The sequence below is a fragment of the Rhodopseudomonas palustris genome (assembly GCF_003031265.1).
Taxonomy (GTDB): domain Bacteria; phylum Pseudomonadota; class Alphaproteobacteria; order Rhizobiales; family Xanthobacteraceae; genus Rhodopseudomonas; species Rhodopseudomonas palustris_H.
Map to the genome: position 1 here is coordinate 3039505 of NZ_CP019966.1, position 17618 is coordinate 3057122.

18 protein-coding genes are annotated in these 17618 nt (G+C 64.3%); 7 read left to right on the forward strand and 11 right to left on the reverse strand.

What is annotated here, in order from left to right; all coding sequences use genetic code 11:
* Nucleotides 1-68: 68 nt before the first annotated feature.
* Nucleotides 69-1262: a GNAT family N-acetyltransferase gene (locus tag RPPS3_RS14190; protein ID WP_107344676.1), complete on the reverse strand. Its 1194-nt coding sequence runs from the start codon at nt 1260-1262 to the stop codon at nt 69-71.
* A 130-nt stretch (nt 1263-1392) separates the two neighbouring features.
* Here RPPS3_RS14190 and RPPS3_RS14195 point away from each other — a divergent pair, with 130 nt between their 5' ends.
* Complete coding sequence (locus tag RPPS3_RS14195; RefSeq protein WP_107344677.1) at nt 1393-2436, forward strand: polysaccharide deacetylase family protein; 1044 nt, start codon at nt 1393-1395, stop codon at nt 2434-2436.
* Between the two features lie 9 nt (nt 2437-2445).
* Here the strand turns inward: RPPS3_RS14195 and RPPS3_RS14200 are convergent, their stop codons facing one another.
* The 3 genes from RPPS3_RS14200 to RPPS3_RS14210 form a co-directional block, all read right to left on the reverse strand.
* Nucleotides 2446-3591: a NapC/NirT family cytochrome c gene (locus RPPS3_RS14200; protein WP_107344678.1), complete on the reverse strand. Its 1146-nt coding sequence runs from the start codon at nt 3589-3591 to the stop codon at nt 2446-2448.
* Nucleotides 3592-3676: 85 nt separating this feature from the next.
* The gene (locus RPPS3_RS14205; RefSeq protein WP_107344679.1) at nt 3677-4678 is read right to left on the reverse strand and encodes a cytochrome-c peroxidase; all 1002 of its coding nucleotides are present in this window, start codon (nt 4676-4678) and stop codon (nt 3677-3679) included.
* A gap of 282 nt (nt 4679-4960) precedes the next feature.
* A complete protein-coding gene (locus RPPS3_RS14210) occupies nt 4961-5443 on the reverse strand; it encodes a Dps family protein (protein WP_011158306.1) in 483 nt (160 codons plus the stop codon).
* A gap of 356 nt (nt 5444-5799) precedes the next feature.
* Here RPPS3_RS14210 and RPPS3_RS14215 point away from each other — a divergent pair, with 356 nt between their 5' ends.
* Nucleotides 5800-6732, forward strand: a complete 933-nt coding sequence (locus RPPS3_RS14215) for a transporter (RefSeq protein WP_107344680.1) — start codon at nt 5800-5802, stop codon at nt 6730-6732.
* A gap of 83 nt (nt 6733-6815) precedes the next feature.
* On the opposite strand, the gene RPPS3_RS14220 is transcribed toward RPPS3_RS14215, so the two are convergent.
* The gene (locus tag RPPS3_RS14220; RefSeq protein ID WP_011158308.1) at nt 6816-7028 is read right to left on the reverse strand and encodes a DUF2842 domain-containing protein; all 213 of its coding nucleotides are present in this window, start codon (nt 7026-7028) and stop codon (nt 6816-6818) included.
* 96 nt (nt 7029-7124) lie between these two features.
* On the opposite strand from RPPS3_RS14220, the gene RPPS3_RS14225 reads away from it, so the two are divergent.
* A complete protein-coding gene (locus RPPS3_RS14225) occupies nt 7125-8231 on the forward strand; it encodes a COX15/CtaA family protein (RefSeq protein ID WP_107344681.1) in 1107 nt (368 codons plus the stop codon).
* 13 nt (nt 8232-8244) lie between these two features.
* Here the strand turns inward: RPPS3_RS14225 and RPPS3_RS14230 are convergent, their stop codons facing one another.
* Both RPPS3_RS14230 and RPPS3_RS14235 read right to left on the reverse strand, forming a co-directional pair.
* A complete protein-coding gene (locus RPPS3_RS14230; protein ID WP_234819956.1) occupies nt 8245-8877 on the reverse strand; it encodes a TetR/AcrR family transcriptional regulator in 633 nt (210 codons plus the stop codon).
* A gap of 46 nt (nt 8878-8923) precedes the next feature.
* The gene (locus RPPS3_RS14235) at nt 8924-10663 is read right to left on the reverse strand and encodes a thiamine pyrophosphate-binding protein (protein ID WP_107344683.1); all 1740 of its coding nucleotides are present in this window, start codon (nt 10661-10663) and stop codon (nt 8924-8926) included.
* A gap of 83 nt (nt 10664-10746) precedes the next feature.
* On the opposite strand from RPPS3_RS14235, the gene RPPS3_RS14240 reads away from it, so the two are divergent.
* Nucleotides 10747-11556, forward strand: coding sequence for an SDR family NAD(P)-dependent oxidoreductase (locus RPPS3_RS14240; protein WP_107344684.1), 810 nt, complete (start codon nt 10747-10749; stop codon nt 11554-11556).
* On the forward strand, nt 11553-12632 hold the full coding sequence (locus RPPS3_RS14245) for a zinc-binding dehydrogenase (RefSeq protein ID WP_107344685.1): 1080 nt from the start codon (nt 11553-11555) through the stop codon (nt 12630-12632). Before RPPS3_RS14240 ends, RPPS3_RS14245 begins: the two co-directional genes overlap by 4 nt.
* Before the next feature lie 333 nt (nt 12633-12965).
* Here the strand turns inward: RPPS3_RS14245 and RPPS3_RS14250 are convergent, their stop codons facing one another.
* The 4 genes from RPPS3_RS14250 to RPPS3_RS14265 all read right to left on the reverse strand — a co-directional run bounded on the left by RPPS3_RS14250 (nt 12966) and on the right by RPPS3_RS14265 (nt 16479).
* Nucleotides 12966-13541: a TMEM175 family protein gene (locus RPPS3_RS14250; RefSeq protein WP_107344686.1), complete on the reverse strand. Its 576-nt coding sequence runs from the start codon at nt 13539-13541 to the stop codon at nt 12966-12968.
* Nucleotides 13542-13580: 39 nt separating this feature from the next.
* Entirely contained in the window at nt 13581-14861 is a 1281-nt protein-coding gene (locus RPPS3_RS14255; RefSeq protein ID WP_107344687.1) for an O-acetylhomoserine aminocarboxypropyltransferase, read from the reverse strand.
* A 92-nt stretch (nt 14862-14953) separates the two neighbouring features.
* Nucleotides 14954-15538: a CoA-binding protein gene (locus tag RPPS3_RS14260; protein WP_107344688.1), complete on the reverse strand. Its 585-nt coding sequence runs from the start codon at nt 15536-15538 to the stop codon at nt 14954-14956.
* Nucleotides 15539-15651: 113 nt separating this feature from the next.
* Nucleotides 15652-16479 (reverse strand): enoyl-CoA hydratase, encoded by an 828-nt coding sequence (locus RPPS3_RS14265; protein WP_107344689.1) that lies wholly within the window; start codon nt 16477-16479, stop codon nt 15652-15654.
* Between the two features lie 90 nt (nt 16480-16569).
* Here RPPS3_RS14265 and RPPS3_RS14270 point away from each other — a divergent pair, with 90 nt between their 5' ends.
* Together RPPS3_RS14270 and rplM are read left to right on the forward strand one after the other, a co-directional pair.
* Entirely contained in the window at nt 16570-16998 is a 429-nt protein-coding gene (locus tag RPPS3_RS14270; protein ID WP_107344690.1) for a PaaI family thioesterase, read from the forward strand.
* 155 nt (nt 16999-17153) lie between these two features.
* Nucleotides 17154-17618 carry a 50S ribosomal protein L13 gene (gene rplM / locus RPPS3_RS14275; protein ID WP_011158318.1) on the forward strand — a complete coding sequence of 155 codons (465 nt, stop codon included), beginning with the start codon at nt 17154-17156 and terminating at the stop codon, nt 17616-17618.

Sequence of the window (17618 nt, forward strand, 5' to 3'; positions counted from 1 at the left end):
AGATCAACGAGAAACGCCCGGGCTTAGTCCCGGGCATTTCGTTTGGGCAATCTGAAGGAACTTTGATTTCAGCGCGGCAGCACGCTTCGCACGCGTTGCACCAATTGCATCATCGCCGGACTGTGCTTGACCGCGTGCTTGCCGCGGCCGATCGCCGACAGCGCCGCACCAGCGACCTGTCCGCGCGGTGTCAGCGGGATGAAGCTGTCGAAGATCGGCTCGAGGTCCTTGCAGAACATCTTCTTGTAGTCATCCGAGCCGATGCCGAGGTCGATCCAGCGATAGCCGCAGGCGGCGTAGTGATCGATGATATGGCGCATCAGGATCAGGCCGGGGCTGTAGCGCGCCGCGTCCGACAGCGTGTAGGTGTTGAACATCATCGAGTAGCGGCTGCCGTCGGCGACGCCCGCATACATCGCGATCATCTCGTCGTCGCATTCCAGCGCGTGGATTTCGATCGCACGGCCGCCGCCGCTGAGCTCCGTGGAGCAGGCCTGCCGGATGAAATCGGCGACGCCGGGTTCGGCGAACACGTTCGGCAGATTCTGCGCCGCCATTCGCACCGGCTTGATCCGGAAGAACGCCTCGAGCAGGCGGTCGACATCGGCTTGCGTGCGAGCTTGGGCATAGCGATAGCCAGGCAGCTCCTGCAGCTTGCGTTCCTTGCCCTTGAGCCGGCGGCGCATCGAGTTGCTGATCAAGTCGCTCGGGGCCGCACCGGGCGGCAGCACCAGCACCGGGCAATCATTGACCGACGGCTGGTGGGGAAGGCGGGCCAGCGGATTGGCGAGATCGTTCCAGCGCGCCGGCTGCTGTTCGAATGCGAGCAGATCGGCTCCGCCAATATCCCGCATCCGCCTGATCAGCTCGGCGATGTCGGCTTCACCCGCGCTGGCCGCGAAATCACGGCGCCATAACGGCATGTTGAAGGTCGAGTGTTTACCGCCGAGGAATCCCGCCACGCGGACGCCGAATTTGCGTTCGAGACCCAGCGGCAACAGCAGCAGCGGCCGGCGCTCGACGTCGCGCGCAACCACAATGAACGGCTGTCGGCCCTCGGCGCGGCCGACATGGCGCTGCCAGGCACTGAGGAAGTCGAACCGCTGATAGGGCGAACAATGCTGACCGGTCTGCTCGAGCGCGCGCCAGATTGGTTCGGCGGAGTCGATGTCGGGGATGATCTCGACGTCGGCGATCCGGCTCTGCGCGGCCGCCATGCGATCGGCGGTCCGGGCCTCGATCAGCTCGGCCATCATCGTCATCCGGCGATCCAATGAGAATAAACTAGGCGTGACTAGCGCAACGCTGCGGACCTTTACAAACAAATCTCAACAAAGCGTAATGATGACCCACGAAACCGCTGCCGGTCCCGGCGCCGCAAAGGACTGAACCTTGTCGACGAACGGCTGGTGGACGGCGGCGCGGCTGCAGCTTGCTTATGCGAGCGGTGCTGCGCGCTTCTCGGAATGGAAGGGCGGCGGCTGCGGGGTGATCCTACGGTTCGATCGGGTGCGTCCGGGGCGCCGCGACCGGTTTCAGCCGCTGCGCGCTCGCGAGATTACACCGCAGTTTCTCGACCGCCTGTTGCGCGCGCTGAAACGCTGGAATTGTCCGGTCATCTCGCCCGCCGAGGTTTGCACCCGGATCGCTCAAGGGGGCCCCCCGGGTCGGTTCGTCTGCCTGACCTTCGACGGTGGCTCCCGCGATATCACCACTTTCGCTTATCCGATCCTGGCGCGGCACGCTGTACCGTTCGCGGTGTATCTGCCGACGGCGTTTCCGGATGGGATCGGTGAAGCCTGGTGGCTGGCGCTGGAGCAGGTGATCGCGCGCACCGAACGGATCACGCTGCTGATCGATCACAACGAACGCCGGTTCGACACTGCGACGGTTGCCGACAAGGCGCAGGTATTCCATTTCCTCGCGAGCTGGCTGCGCACCATGACGCCCGGGGCACTCACCGCGGCGATCCAGGATCTATGCAAGCGCTATGCGGTCGATCTCGCGTCAGTCACGCGCGAGGCTGTGATGGACTGGGACGAAATTGGCCGGCTCGCCGTCGATCCGAAGGTGACGATCGGCAGCGCAACGGTGAACTATCCGGTGCTGGCCAATCTGCCGGACGCGGCGGCACAAAAGGAAATCGCAATGGGCCGCGCGGTGCTGCAGGCCGCGCTCGGCCGCGACGCCTCGCACTTCGCGTATCCGTTCGGTGAGCGCAGCAGCTTCGGTCCGCAGCATGTCGCGATGGCCAAGGAGGCGGGGGTCGCCGGGGCGATGACGTCGATCCCCGGCGTGATCGGGGCAGGCCCGATCGATCCGCTAGCCCTGCCGCGGATCGCCTGGGACGGCCGGGAGAGCTCGCTGCGAGATCTGCGCGTGATCCTGTCCGGCCTGATGCCGGATGCGGCACGGGGCATCGGGCGGAGCAGCTAGCGCGCGAGTTCACGGCGCTGGCGCGACGTCCTTGGCATGGTTCTGCAAGTAAGCGCGGAGCAGGGCGACTTCCTCCCCGTCGAGCGCGGTCAGCCGCTTCATGGCGTTGAGATGGCCGATCCAGGCGTCCGCCTTGGCACTACCCGGCGGCTTCAACGCATGACACAGGGTGCAATTATCGTCCTCGATCCGCGCCGCCAGAGTCCATAGCGGAGCGCGCGAACCGACGAACCGGCCCGGCGCCGCGCCGACCAAGAGCCGCACCTGCGTCCATTGATCACCGGTGTCGTCATCCGTCGCGGTCTCCAGGCTCTCAAGCCGCGCGCGTGCCGCCTCGGTCAACGTCGCGGCGAGGATGCGTTTGCCGAAGCGCTGATACAGAAGTTCGGGAGAGCCCTCGCGCTGCCAGCCGGTCAACTCAAGCGTGAGTCGCCCTTGATCGACGGCGCGAACTGTGACCGCGGTGCTGGCCGCGAGTTCGCCGGCGCTTTCGTTGGAATCGCCGAGCAGCAGGGGCACGGATCCGATCGCATACAGCGTCGCGCTTGGTGCCGCAGCCAGCTTGCCGGCGTCGACCTGCAGCGCCGCAAACGCCTTGCGGTGACCTGCTGTGACGTCCGGCATCTTGTGGGCGATGCCCTTGTGGCAATCGATGCAGGTCTTGCCGGCCCTGCTGGCCTCCTGCATCGCGGCTGCCGCCTTCGCTGTCTGCTTGTGGAAGTCCATCGCTTCGAAGGCGTGGCAGTTGCGGCATTCGCGGCTGCCGTTGGCGCGCATCCGCTGCCATTCGTGACGCGCGAGTTCGTGACGCTTGGCCTCGAACTTCTCGCGGGTTGCGATGCTGCCGATCGCCCAGTGATACAGCTCCTTGGTGGCCGTCACCTTGCGGATCAGCATGTGACTCCAGTCGCGCGGAACGTGACAGTCGGAACAGACGGCGCGAACGCCGGTACGGTTGGTGTAGTGCGCGGTGGTCTTGTATTCTTGATACACGTTGTCGCGCATCGCGTGGCACGACGTACAGAACGCCAGGCTGTTGGTTGCGTGCATCGCGGTGTTGAGACCACCCCAGGCAACCGCGCCGCCAATGGCGGCCAGCACAAGGGCGAGCGCCAGCCGGCCGGGCCGCGCCAGTCGGCTCCAGATCGACGTCATGAGTTAGTTCCGTCGTGCCAGACTATCGGTGGCGTGCGGACGGCGTGTCAGCTCCGCCGTCCGCAATGCGCCTGGTTGGCCGAGATCAGTCGAACGGCTTCGGAGGAGCGGTCTTGTCGCTCGACGGCGGCAGGATCGGCAGCTTGAAGTTGGGCTGGTCACCGGTCAGCGTCTTGAGGAAGGCGACGATCTTGGCGTTCTCCTCCGGCGTAAAGGTTTTGCCGAGCTGGATCCGTCCCATGGTCTCGACGGCGTCAGACAGCTTCTGCGCCGCGCCGTCGTGGAAATAGGGATAGGTCAGTTCGACGTTGCGCAGCGTCGGCACTTTGAAGTTGAAGCGATCGGCTTCCTCCTTAGTGACCGCGAAGCGGCCCTCGGCCGGATTGTCGGTCTTGTACGGCTCGACGACGCCCATCTTCTGGAAGGTATTGCCACCGACCGCTGCGCCGTTGTGGCATCCGGTGCAGCCGGAGTCCTTGAACAGCTCGTAGCCGGCCCGTTCGGTCGGCGTCAGCGCCTTCTTGTCGCCCTGCAGCCATTTGTCGAACCGCGAGTTCGGCGTCACCAGCGTCTCTTCGAACGCGGCGATGGCGCGCGTGACTTCGTCGATGTCGACTGTGCTGTTCTGTCCGAACACCGATTTGAACTCGGTGACGTAGCCGGGGATCGACTTCAGAAGGTCAACCGCGAGCGCGTGGGTGAACGCCATCTCGCCCGGGTTGGCGATCGGCCCGCCGGCTTGATCCTTCAAGGTCAGCGCGCGGCCGTCCCAGAATTGCGCGACATTGAGGCTGGCGTTGAGCACGGTCGGCGCGTTGATCGGCCCCTTCTGCCAGTTATGGCCGATCGACGTCTTCAGATTGTCCGAGCCGCCCATCGACAGGTTGTGGCACGAGTTGCAGGAGATGAAGCCCGACTTCGACAGCCGCGGATCGAAGAACAGCTTCTTGCCGAGCTCGACCAGGTTCGGATCTTTCACCACGGCCGGCTTGATCGGAGAGATCGGCTCGTCGGTGGCGGCACGGGCCGGGAGCGACAACGAGACGGAGAGCGCCGTCGCCAAGAGCAACACTTGTGCGGTTTTCATGAGAACCCCCAGGGGCAGGATGGCATCGCAGAGGGGGGACCGACGGTCGCTCCGCGACGATGCGGAAGGGTCTCTAGAGTAATTCTTATTCGCAGCAGCGATCTTTGATGCGGGTCAATCGCAAGACTGCCGGATAACCTTCACAAACGACGAAAAGTAACTGCAACACAGGGCTTTTTGAGTTCGGTCGTCGCGCCTTGAGACGAAAGTCGATAGCGGTTCTCACAAGCAAAGGCGGTCCGCAGCGTCGCTGCAAACCGCCCAAGTCGACTTGGTGGCTGATCAGTCTTCCAACAGGCTGCGCAGCATCCAGGCGGTCTTTTCGTGGACGTCGAGACGCTGAGTCAAAAGGTCGGCCGTCGGCTGGTCGTTGGCGTCTTCGACCAGCGGGAACAGCTCGCGCGCGGTGCGCGCGGTGGCTTCCTGCGCGGTCACCAGATGCCGCACCATCTCCATCGCCTTGGGCTGGCCTTCGACTTCGGCGATCGAGGCGAGCTTGACGAACTCCTTGTAAGTGCCGGGAGCCGGGAAGCCGAGGGCGCGGATCCGCTCCGCGATCTGGTCGAGCGCGGTCCACTGCTCGGTGTATTGCGTCATGAACATCGCATGCAGGGTGTTGAACATCGGCCCGGTGACGTTCCAATGGAAATTGTGCGTCATCAGATACAGCGTGTAGGAATCGGCGAGCAGCCGGGACAGGCCGTCGGCGATCTTCTCGCGCTTGTCTTCCGGGATACCGATGTTGATCTTGGCAGGCTTGGTCATGTCCGGTCCTTTGCAGCGTGCCGGCACGGATGCCGGCGGTCGTAGATGAGTACCGCTTCGGCAACATTGCACCGCCGACGTCGCTCAAGGTGCTGATCGTTAGCCGGCTGCGGCGTCCGTCGCGGAACGTTGCCATCCTGCCGCGGTACGCAACTACTAATCATTGTCATCGATCAATTTTCAGACGCCTCGCATTTACAGGGCCTGTAAACAAAAGGCTTTGACCGAGAGGCATTCGCAATTGCAATTAGTAGACCGATGGAATTCATCGGGGGCGACTAATGATTGCGCGTATTGCCAAGTGGCGCGGCCGTTGCGGCCGAATTTCCGATTGTAAGACGACGCTGACTGCAGCGATGGCGACGTTGTTCACCGCGGCGCTGGCGATGCCGGCGGCGGCCGCGGAGGAACTGCCGGGCTGGCTGTCCTATACGGCCGCCCCATCCGCAAGGGTTGCGGTACCGGCGTTGGAGCAGGGGATTGTCGCCAAGGCCGACCATGACGATGTTGATACCGAGCACATCTTCGGCTTCAGCATGGGTTCGGACATCGGGAAGAAGGGCGAGATCGAACTCGAGATCGAGAACGTCGGGCGGTTCGGCCGGCGGTTCGGCTCCTACACCGGCGTCGGCGTGCTGTCGCAGTTCAAGTTCACGCTGACCGACAATTTCCGCGTCGCTCCCGGCGTCAGCTTCGCTTCGACCCAGATCAGCGGCGTGCCCGACATGATCGATAACCGGCGCAACGCGATCGCCGGCGCGTCGATGGAGTTCCGCTACAAGGTGCTCGATCGCGACGAGATGCCGTTCGGGCTGACGCTGCACGCCGCGCCGGGTTGGAACCGAGTCGATGAACTCACCGGTTTCGACGCGCAGATCTACGGCACCGAGTTCGCCGCGCTGATGGACAAGGAGCTGATCCGCGGCACGCTGTTCGCGGCGTTCAACCTCTGGTACTCCGGCGGCGCCTCGCGCGATCTCGCCAATGCTTGGTCGCACGATTCCGAATTCGCCGTGCAGGGCGCGCTGTCCTATAAGCTCAATCCGACGCTGATCCTCGGCGTCGAGGCACGCTACGTGCGGGCCTATGAGGGCCTCGGGCTCGACCGGTTCTCCGGCGATGCAGTGTATATCGGCCCGACGTTCTCGGCACATCTGACCGAGAAGATCGGTCTGTCGGGCACCTGGAGCACGCAGGTCGCCGGCCAGGCCTGCAACGATCCGCGCCACCTCGATCTCGACGATTTCGAACGCCACCAGGCGATGCTGCGGTTCAACTACCTGTTCTGATCCGAGCTTCTCATCTCTGAAACAACAACGCCGCCACCGTTGCACCGGTGGCGGCGTTTCTGTTTTGAATTGCAGCGGCTCGGTTATTCGGTCGGATCGGGACGCGACATCCAAGTGACCAGCGGCATCGCCGGCAGCACCCAGCCGAGGCCGGCGACCACGTAGTACACCGCCTGCAGCCATTTCGATTCTGCGATCACCGGCGCCTGCGCGAACGCCATCGCGGTCAGCGACCATACGATCGCCAGCAGCAGCAGGCCGACGGTTCCAATCAATTTGCGGGTTCGAATATTCATGCCTCGCTCACACGCCGTTGATGCGTTCTCGCAACGCCTTGCGCGTAAGAACGGCCGGACTATAGAGTGCGGAAAAATCCGTTCAAGGGATGCTTTATGACCATCGCCGCGGCGCCGCCATCGTCCCGAGTTCGCGCCGTACGGATTTGGCTGACCCTGGTGGCGGCCCTGATCGCCGTGATGGTTCTGGTCGGCGGGGCGACGCGGCTGACGGAATCCGGGTTGTCGATCGTCGAATGGAAGCCGGTCACCGGCACGCTACCGCCGCTCACCGATGCGCAGTGGCACGCCGCGTTCGCCGGCTACAAGCAGATCCCGCAATATCGCGAACTGAACGCCGGCATGACGCTCGATCAGTTCAAGACGATCTTCTGGTGGGAATGGAGCCACCGGCTGCTCGGCCGGGTCATCGGCATCGTCTATTTGCTGCCGTTCCTCTGGTTCCTGTGGCGCGGCGCGATCGGCCCGCAGTGGAAGCGGGCGCTGTGGATCATCTTCGCGCTCGGCGCGCTGCAGGGCGCGGTTGGCTGGTGGATGGTGGCATCCGGCCTGTCGCAGCGGACCGAAGTGTCGCAGGTGCGGCTCGCCACGCATCTGTCGTTGGCGCTGCTCATCTACGCCGCAATCGTCTGGACGTTGCGCCGGCTGTCGGACCGGGCGCGCGCGACCGCCCCGACGCGGCTGAAAGCGACCGCACTGCTGCTGCTCGGGCTGACCTTCGTGCAGCTCTACGCCGGCGCGCTGGTCGCCGGCCTGCGCGCCGGGCGGGTGTACAACACCTGGCCAACGATCGACGGCGCGCTGATCCCGGACGCGGCGCGGCTGTGGTTCGAAAGCCCGTGGTGGAAGAACCTGTTCGACAATCATCTCACCGTGCAGTTCGATCATCGCATGCTGGCCTATGCACTGTGGACATTGGCGGCGCTGCACATGATCGACGCGCTGCGCACGCGGGCAGGGGCCGCGGCACGCGGCGCGGTGCTGCTGTTCCTGGCGCTGACCGCACAGGCCGCGCTCGGTATCTTCACTGTGCTGTACGCCGCGCCGATCGACCTCGCCCTCGCACATCAGGCGATGGCACTGGTGGTGCTGACGCTGGCCGTGCTGCAGGCTGAACGGCTGACGGCGACAAGCGACCATCAAACCGCGCTTGATCGCGGTGCTGCTGAGCGGCTTCCATCCAAGCCAGTCCTATCGGCATAGCCGCGGCGGCCGACTACGACTTGGCAGTCCGGCTCGTTCGTGCAGGCTTTCGCACGCTGGTCCGGCGCGACGATGCGAATTTAGCAGCAATCCGGCTGCGAGCCGTTTTGGTGACCACGCCCAGCAGCAGCAGGCGCGTCGCCAAATGCATCTCCTGGGCGAAACGCTTCCGGCTCCAGTTCACGGCTAGCCAGGCTTCCGTGGTTGAGGCCATCGCGCGCAGCAGCACCTCGGTGAAAGCTTCGTCATCGACGACGCGCTCGATTTCGCCGGCGTCCACTGCGGCGCGCACCATCGCGCACCACAATTGCTGCCCTTCGGCGAGCATCATCCCGCGCAGCTCGGCGGCGTGCTCGCCCTGCATCGCGGCGTAAAGACCGCGATAGAACGCCGGCTCTGCACAATAGTGCTTCACCACCAGATCGATCGCCGCTTCGAGTTGGGCGAGCGGCGATCCCGGGGGCCGGGTGGCGAGGCGGGTTTCGAACGCGGCGAACTCGTCGCGCACGACCAGCCGCAACAGGTCGGCCTTTGTCCCGACCAGATTGTAGGGCGTCGCCGGGCTCACTCCCGCTCGCTTGGCGAGCTGAATCATCGAAAACCCGGCACCGCCGGATTCGCGGATCAAGGCGTGCGCGGCTGTCACCAACCCGCGCCGCCGGGATTCCAGAGTGCTCGTCGATAGCGTCATCTCAGGCCGTATCTGCTGGGATATTCTCGTAATAGGGGATCAACACGTCGTTGCTGCCTTCCTGAACCTGACCGAGCATCGCCACCGTCACAGGATGCACCACGTCAGCATCCGTCATCACCTCGATAAACGCCGGGCCGCCACTGGCGAAAGCGCGTCCCAGAGCCGGCGCGATGTCGGCAAACCGGGTCACACGCTCGGCATGACAGCCGAAAGCCTGGGCGATGTTGGCAAAGTGCGTCCCGCCCAGCTTCGAGATCACATGATAGTTGCTGCCGAACATGATTTGCTGCCCGTGGATCGACATTCCCCAGACTTCATTGTTGAGAACCACGGTGACGATCGGCAAGCGGTGCCGCACCATGGTGTCGAGTTCCTGCAGGTGGAAGCCGAGCGCGCCGTCGCCGGTCAGATGGATCACACGCCGCTCCGGAGCGGCGAGCTGGGCGCCGATCGCGAACCCCGGTCCGATCCCCAGGCAGCCGAGATAGCCGTGACTGAGCAGCGCTCCCGGGCGGTCGACGACCGCTGCAGCTGCGCCCCATGACGCCGCTTCCCCGCCATCGAACACATAGGTCGCCTCCGGCCCTGCCGCGTCAGCCACGGCGCGGGCCGCGTGATACGGATGGATGCCTCGTGTCGTTTCCTGTTCTGGAAACATCGTTGCGAACAGCCCGGTTGCCGAGACGGCCTGCGCTCGCCAAGCCTCCATTTCCTTGAACTGGGCGTCTTTCACGGCAGCGTCGAGCGCGCGCGTTGCCTCGGTGCAGTCCGCCAGGATGGCCAGATCGACGTCGCGGATCCGGCCCATCTCGGCCGCATCGCCGTGGATCTGCACCAGCGTTGCGCCGTGCGGCACCAGCACGCCCGAACGCCCGCCAAGCAGCAGGCCGAGCTTGCCGCCCAGCAGGATGACCAGATCCGGCCGTTCGATCCCCAGCATCGGCAGTAAGGCGAGGTTGCCGGCGGCACCGCCATTGCAGAGGTGGCCCGGCGGCAGGATGCCTGACGCAAGTGACTTGGTGAACACCGGAAGTGGCACTCTGGCACACAATGCCCGCAGCGCCTCCGCGGTTTCGCGATTAGCTGCGCCATTGCCGGCGATCAGCACGGGACGCTTGGCCGCCTGCAGCAGTTCAGCCAATCGCGCAACCTCAGCCGGGGCAGGCGCGGGGCGCGGATTGACGCCGACACCGGCCGGTGGAGTGGCACGCCCAGCCGCGACGCTCATGTGCAACACGTCGATCGGTACTTCGAGCAGAACGGCGCCGCGCGGCAGTGTCATCGCCTTGCGGATCGCCATCGCGGTGAGATCGGCGATCCGCTCCGTGCTGGGAATCGAGAACGCCCATTTTACGGCCGGCCTCGCAATCGCGACCTGATCGATCCCGCCCTGAAGCGGATTGGTTTCGATCTCGCGCAGCGGCGGCGCACCGACGATGAACAGGACCGGTGAACCATCGAGCTGCGCATTGGTCATCGCCGACAGCGCGTTGGTGAAGCCGGGCCCGGCTGTGACGATGCAGACCCCGAGCTTGCCGGTCGCACGCGCATACGCATCGGCAGCGTGGCCGGCCGACGACTCGTGACGGAAATCGATCAGGGCGATGTCTTCCTCGATGCATCCCTTGAGCAGCGCTTCGAGATGTCCGCCGTGCAGCGCAAACGCCTGGCTGACCCCAGCGGCCTTCAGCGTCTTTGCCAGTAATTGTCCGCCGACCAGGCGATCCTGTTCTGCCATCTCATTCCTCCCTGTTGCAGCGTCTGCCGCGCTGTTATTATAGTCCACTATAATTATAAGCATCGAACAGGGAGGACAAGAGGATGAATGAGCGCACGCGCTTTGGCGGCAAAGCCGCGGTGATCACAGGTGGAGCATCCGGCATCGGCGCGGCGACCGCGCGGCTCCTTCATGCCGAAGGCGCGAGCGTGGTGATCGGCGACCTCGATGCGGCGGCGGGTAATGCCTTGGTGGCTGAACTCGGCGCCGAGCGCACACGGTTCATCACCACCGACGTGTCCGATTTCGCATCGGTGACTGCACTGATCGACGGTGCGGTAGCGGCCTTCAGGCGGATCGATGTGCTGGTCAACAACGCTGGGATTGGCAGCCTGTCATCGATTGCTGCACTGCCGGTCGAAGACTGGAAGAAGGTGCTCGCGATCAATCTCGACGGCGTGTTCTTCGGCTGCAAGGCGGCGCTTCCGGTGATGGTGGCCCAGCGGGCAGGGGCCATCGTCAACACCGCCTCGGCTTCGGGCCTCGCCGGCGACTTCGGATTCGCGGCTTACAACGCTGCGAAGGCCGGCGTCATCAATTTCACCCGCACCGCAGCAATCGATCATGCGCGTGATGGAATACGGGTCAATGCGGTGTGCCCTGGTCCGGTCGACACGCCGATCCTCGCAGGCGTTCAGGGTATCCCGGGTCTGCGCGCCGATTGGGAAGATCGTGTGCCGATAGGGCGGTTCGCGAGCCCAGCGGAGATCGCGCAAGTCATCGCCTTCCTCGCCTCCGATGCCGCGTCATATGTCACCGGCGTTGCCATGCCGGTCGATGGCGGACTGACCGCGCACACTGGGCAACCCAATCTGCCGCGCGTCATGAACGCTCTGGCGGGAGGTGTGCAATGAAGGCTGTCGTCAGGCGTGCCGGCCAGCTGGTCGACACAGACATCGCCGAAGTCACACCGGGCGACGGCCAGGTGTTGGTGAAGACGCTGGTTTGCGGGATTTGCGGATCGGATCTTCACGCGCTTCATCATCTCGATCACATGATCGCGCTCACCCGCCGCGCCGGCGGGCGACCCAGCCTCGACCCATCCCAGGACGTCGTGTTCGGCCATGAGTTCTGCGCCGAAGTGATCGATCACGGTCCTGGCTGCAACAAAACCCTTGCTCCGGGCACCAAGGTGGTTTCGGTGCCGGCCGCATTCGGCCCGGCGGGCAGCGAACTCGTCGGCTACTCGAACCGCTTTCCCGGCGGCTTTGCCGAACGAATGGTGCTGCAAGAGGCGCTGCTGCTCGAGGTGCCGAATGGGCTTGACGACGTGCGCGCTGCGCTCACCGAGCCGATGGCGGTCGGCGCACATGCCGTTGCCAGTGCTCCGCTGACACCGCGCAGCGTGGCCTTGGTGATCGGCTGCGGACCGGTCGGTCTGTCGGTGATCGCCGCGCTCAAGGCGCGGGGGATTGGTCCGGTCATCGCCAGCGACTTCTCACCGCATCGCCGCGCCGCCGCCGTGGCGCTCGGTGCCGATGTGGTGATCGATCCAGGCGAGCACTCGCCACACGATCGCTGGGAGGCTCTCGACGTTCCCGCGACCTTGGCGAGCTTCGGCGCCGCGACGCTGCAGGGCCGCACGATCCGCGATGCCGTGGTGTTCGAATGCGTGGGCGTGCCGGGTATGCTGCAGCAGCTGATCGAGAAATCCCCGCCGACGGCGACCATCATCGTGGTCGGCGTCTGCATGGAAAGCGATACGATCGAGCCGTCGCTGGCGATCAACAAACAGCTCTCGTTGCGGTTCGTGTTCGGCTACAGCCCCGCCGAATTCGCCGACACGCTGCACGCGATCGCGGAGGGACACTGCGACGTCTCTCCCCTGATCTCGGGGACAGTCGGACGCGGGGGCGTGGCTGCTGCCTTTTCGACGCTGTCGAAGGCGGACGCCTGCATCAAACTCCTGGTCGATCCCGGCCGGGCTTAGTCTCTGAGAGCCTGATCGGAAATGCGGGCAGCAAATTCAACAGCTTTCCTAAGCCGTTCAATTGACGATTAGTTTTGTCATGGCCGGGCTCGTCCCGGCCATCCACGCCTTGCTTGCTGTTTTCGCTGCAAGACGTGGATGCCCGGCACAAGGCCGGGCATGACGGGTTGAAACGAAAGTGCTTGATTTCATTGCCCGCATTTCAAGTCAGGCTCTGAGGGGCCTTGGTCAGTCCGTTCTTCGAATGGATCTGCGTCACGGTCCTCGGGGCCGCCAAGTTACGGCGGCTGCGGCGACTTCGATCGCGGCAACGAATGCCGTCATGAAGAGTTGCTATCGCCGCTTCTCGCTCCACGCGCTGATTACGGGCGACAGGAACGCCAGCGGCCAGATGAATTTCGGCCAGTGCGGTTCGACCAGACAGACCAATGTCGCGAAGCTGAACAGCACAAACGAAAATGCCGGCGTCGCCAGCTTCAGCCAGTCGCCGCGCGGCGCGACCGCCATGGCCCAGAGCGCGGTGTTGAACAGCGCGATCAGCCACAGGTTGAAGCCGTACAGCGTGGTGACGTTGGGCGAGTCGTAGTTGTTGCCGTAAAGGCCGCAGGTCACCGGCAGCAGGATGATCGACAACAGGAAGAACAGATTGCCGATCACCTCGCTGCGGCCGGCGTGAGTGGTGTAGGCCAGCCGCTGCTGGTGGCTGTACCAGAACATCCCGGCGACGATGAAGCTGAGCAGCAGCGTCGAGACAAAGGCACCGTAGACGTGCCAGATCTCGTGCCACTGCGGATCGCCGCCGGCGAACTTCTCGCGCGGCGCCTGGTAGGCGAGCAGCGTCATCGCGACGCCGAACACGGTGTTGCTGAGCGCTTCCAGCCGCCGCAGTTCGAAATGGCCGCTACTCATCGCCGGCTCCTCGACGACGCTGCTCCAGTGTTTTCCCGGTTAGCCGCCGAGCGCCTGGTCGAGATCGGCGATCAGGTCATCCTTGTCCTCGATGCCGATCGACACCCGCACCATGTTGGGCGCGGCACCAGCCGCGGTCTTCTGGGCGTCGTCGAGCTGGCTGTGGGTGGTCGAGGCCGGGTGGATGATCAGCGACCGGGTGTCGCCGACATTGGCCAGATGCGAGAACAGCTTCAGATTGGCGACGAGATCGACGCCGGCCTGGTAGCCGCCCTTGAGGCTGAAGGTGAACACTGCGCCGGCGCCCTTCGGCGCGTATTTGCGGGCGAGGGCGGCGTATTTGCTGGAGGCGAGGCCGGAGTAGTTGACCTCATCGACCGCCTTGTGGGTGGAGAGAAATTCGGCGATCGCCTTGGCGTTTTCGCAGTGCTTCTGCATCCGCAGTGGCAGCGTCTCGATGCCGGTCAGCAGCATGAAGGCATTGAACGGCGACAGCGCCGGACCGAGATCGCGCAGGCCGAGCACGCGGCAGGCGATCGCGAACGAGAAGTTGCCGAACGTCTCCTGGATCTTCAGGCCGTGATATTCGGGCCGCGGCTCGCTCAGCATCGGATACTTGCCGTCCTTCGACCAATCGAAGGTGCCGGCATCGACGATGATGCCGCCGAGCGAGTTGCCGTGGCCGCCGAGGAACTTGGTGAGCGAATGCACCACGATGTCCGCGCCATGGTCGATCGGGCGGATCAAATAGGGCGTCGCCAGCGTATTGTCGACGATCAGCGGCACGCCGGCATTGCGCGCGACTTCCGCAATCGCCTCGATGTCGGTGATGCTGCCGCCCGGATTGGCGATCGACTCGATGAAGATCGCCTTGGTCTTCGGCGACACTGCGCGCTGGAAGCTGGCGACATCGTCGGTGTCGGCCCACACCACGTTCCAGCCGAAGCTCTTGAAGGCGTGGGTGAACTGATTGATCGACCCGCCATAGAGTTTTCGCGCGGCGATAAATTCATCGCCGGGCTGCATCAACTGCTGCAAGGCAACCAACTGCGCGGCGTGGCCCGACGCCGTGGCGAGCGCGGCGGTGCCGCCTTCCAGCGCGGCGACGCGCTCTTCGAGCACCGAGGTCGTCGGGTTGGTGATGCGGGTGTAGATGTTGCCGAACGCCTGCAGGCCGAACAACGAGGCGGCGTGGTCGGCATCGTTGAACACGTAAGACGTGGTCTGATAGATCGGCGTCGCGCGCGCACCGGTGGTGGGATCGGGCTGGGCGCCGGCATGGACCGCGAGTGTCGCGAATCCCGGGTTGCGTTCGGTCATGGTCGATCCCTCCGTACTCTGGCTGATGGTTGAGCTATCTGATCGGAACCCCGGATCAGGTCAAGCGCGGGCGGGCAGCCGCGCTGCGGCGTTCAGCCCGCCTCGTTGCGGCTTTTCACGGCGCGGTCGGACGCGGCGGTATTGGCACCGGCGACGCTCTGACGATCGAGCGACAGCCGCATTCCCTTAACCGGAATCGGCGCGCGCTTGGCGCTGAGGGTGCGCGAATTCACCCCCATCCAGGAAATCTCCGACGACAGCCGGCCGTATTCGATCTTCGGGCAGCGATCCATCACCACCTTGAGGCCGGCGGCCTCGGCCTTTGCGGCGGCTTCGTCGTTGCGCACCCCGATCTGCATCCAGATCACTTTCGGCAGCGGCGACAGCGACAGCACCTCGTCGACGACCGGCATCACATGCGCGGAGCCGCGGAACACGTCGACCATGTCGATTGGCCGGTCGATGTCCTTCAGTGACGCCACGAACGGCTTGCCGAGCAGGCTCTTGCCGACCTGTCCGGGGTTGATCGGAATGACGTCGTAGCCGCGCTCGGTGAGATATTTGAACACGAAGTAGCTCGGCCGCACGTTGAGCGGCGATGCCCCGACCATCGCAATCGTCTTCACACCATTCAGGATCGCGCGGATGTCGTTGTCGGGGTAGCTGTCGTGGTTCATCTTACAAGTCCGTCATTGCGAGGAGCGAAGCGACGAAGCAATCCAGCTTCCGGTGCTTGGCCCTGGATTGCTTCGCTTCGCTCGCAATGACGGGGCATGGTCGAAAGAGCTAATCAACGATCCTTCCATTCCGGCGGGCGCTTTTCCAGGAAGGCGCAAATGCCTTCTTCGGCATCGGCGGCCATCATATTCTCGGCCATCACCTGGGAGGCGTAGTGATAGGCGTCGGCCAAGTTGAGCTCGGCCTGGCGGTAGAACGCTTCCTTGCCGATCTTGATGGTGTGGGCCGACTTGCCGGCGATCTGCTCGGCGAGCGCCACTGCTGCGGCGCGCTCGGTGCCGTGCGGCACCACGCGATTGATCAGGCCGATCTGCCGGGCCTCTTCGGCGCCGACCGGCTCGCCGGTCAGCAGCATGTGCATCGCATTCTTGCGCGGCACGTTGCGGGACAGCGCCACCATCGGGGTGGAGCAGAACAGTCCGATATCGACGCCGGGCGTCGCGAAGGTCGCCTGCTCGGACGCGATGGCGAGATCGCAGCTCGCGACCAGCTGACAGCCCGCCGCGGTGGCGACGCCTTGCACCGCTGCGATCACAGGCTTGGGCAGCTTGACGATCGCCTGCATCATCGCGCTGCAGGCGGTCATGATCCGGGTGAAGCTGGCACGGCCGCGATCGGCGTCGTTGCGATGCGCGGTCAGCTCCTTGAGGTCGTGGCCGGCGCAGAACGCGGGTCCATTGGCGGCGATCACCACGACACGCACGCCGTCATCGCGGCCGATCAGATCCAGCGCCGCGTGCAGATCGTCGATCATCTCCAGCGACAGGCTGTTGCGCGCCGCAGGGCGGTTCAACGTCAGCACTGCAACACCGCCGTCGACGGTCTCACGCAACAGAATCGGTGAAGGCTGGGTCGCAGCGAAAGCGGGCAACACGGTCATGGCGACGTCCGGGAACAAAATGAAGCGCTGGGAACGAGCGTCACCTTATTGTAACAAGCCGAACGAAGCGAGAGCAGGGGCGGGAACGACATGACACATGCGAGGATGGGCGTAGCCGAACTCGAAGAATTTCTGCAGCGCGAGTTCCCGCAGGCGTTCAGCCACGGTGACATTTCGATCGAGACCGCCGATGGTCGCACATCTCTATTACGGCAGCGCTACAGCGACCGGATGTTGCGCCCCGGGGGCACCGTTTCGGGGCCGACCCTGATGGCTCTGGCGGATTTTGCCATGTACGTCGTGCTGCTGTCGGCGATCGGTCCCGTCGCGCTCGCCGTCACCACCAATCTCAACATCAACTTCCTGCGGAAGGGCCAGCCCGGCCAGGACGTCGTGGCGGTCGCCAAGCTGTTGAAGCTCGGCCGGCGGCTGGCGGTCGGGGAGGTGACGCTGCTGTCCGGCACCTCGCCGGATCCGATCGCCCATGTGACGTCGACCTATTCCATTCCAGTCGCTTGATGTTTTAGAAGGTATTATTGCACCTTATTTGTAACCATCTGGTTTAACAAGCGAAATTCAGACCGAGAGGGATTGACGCGAAAGCGGTGCTTCTCTACAAGCGCCCGCAGTCCGGTGCTTCGTGCACCGAATTCCCCCTGTCATGGATCATTCTCATGAAGACGTTTTCGGCCAAGCCCGCCGAAGTCACGAAGAAGTGGGTCATTATTGACGCCACCGGTCTCGTGGTCGGCCGGCTCGCCACGCTGGTCGCGATGCGCCTGCGCGGCAAGCACCTCCCGACCTACACCCCGCACGTCGACTGCGGCGACAATGTCATCATCATCAACGCCTCGAAGGTGGTGCTGACCGGTCGCAAGCGCGACAACAAGGTTTACTACCATCACACCGGCTTCATCGGCGGCATCAAGGAGCGCTCTGCGAAGGCGATCCTCGAAGGTCGTTTCCCGGAGCGCGTGGTTGAGAAGGCGATTGAGCGCATGATCCCGCGCGGTCCGCTCGGCCGCGTCCAGATGGGCAACCTGCGCGTCTATCCCGGCGCCGAACACCCGCACGAAGCTCAGCAGCCCGAGAAGCTCGACATCGGTGCGATGAACCGCAAGAACATGAGGGCCGCATAA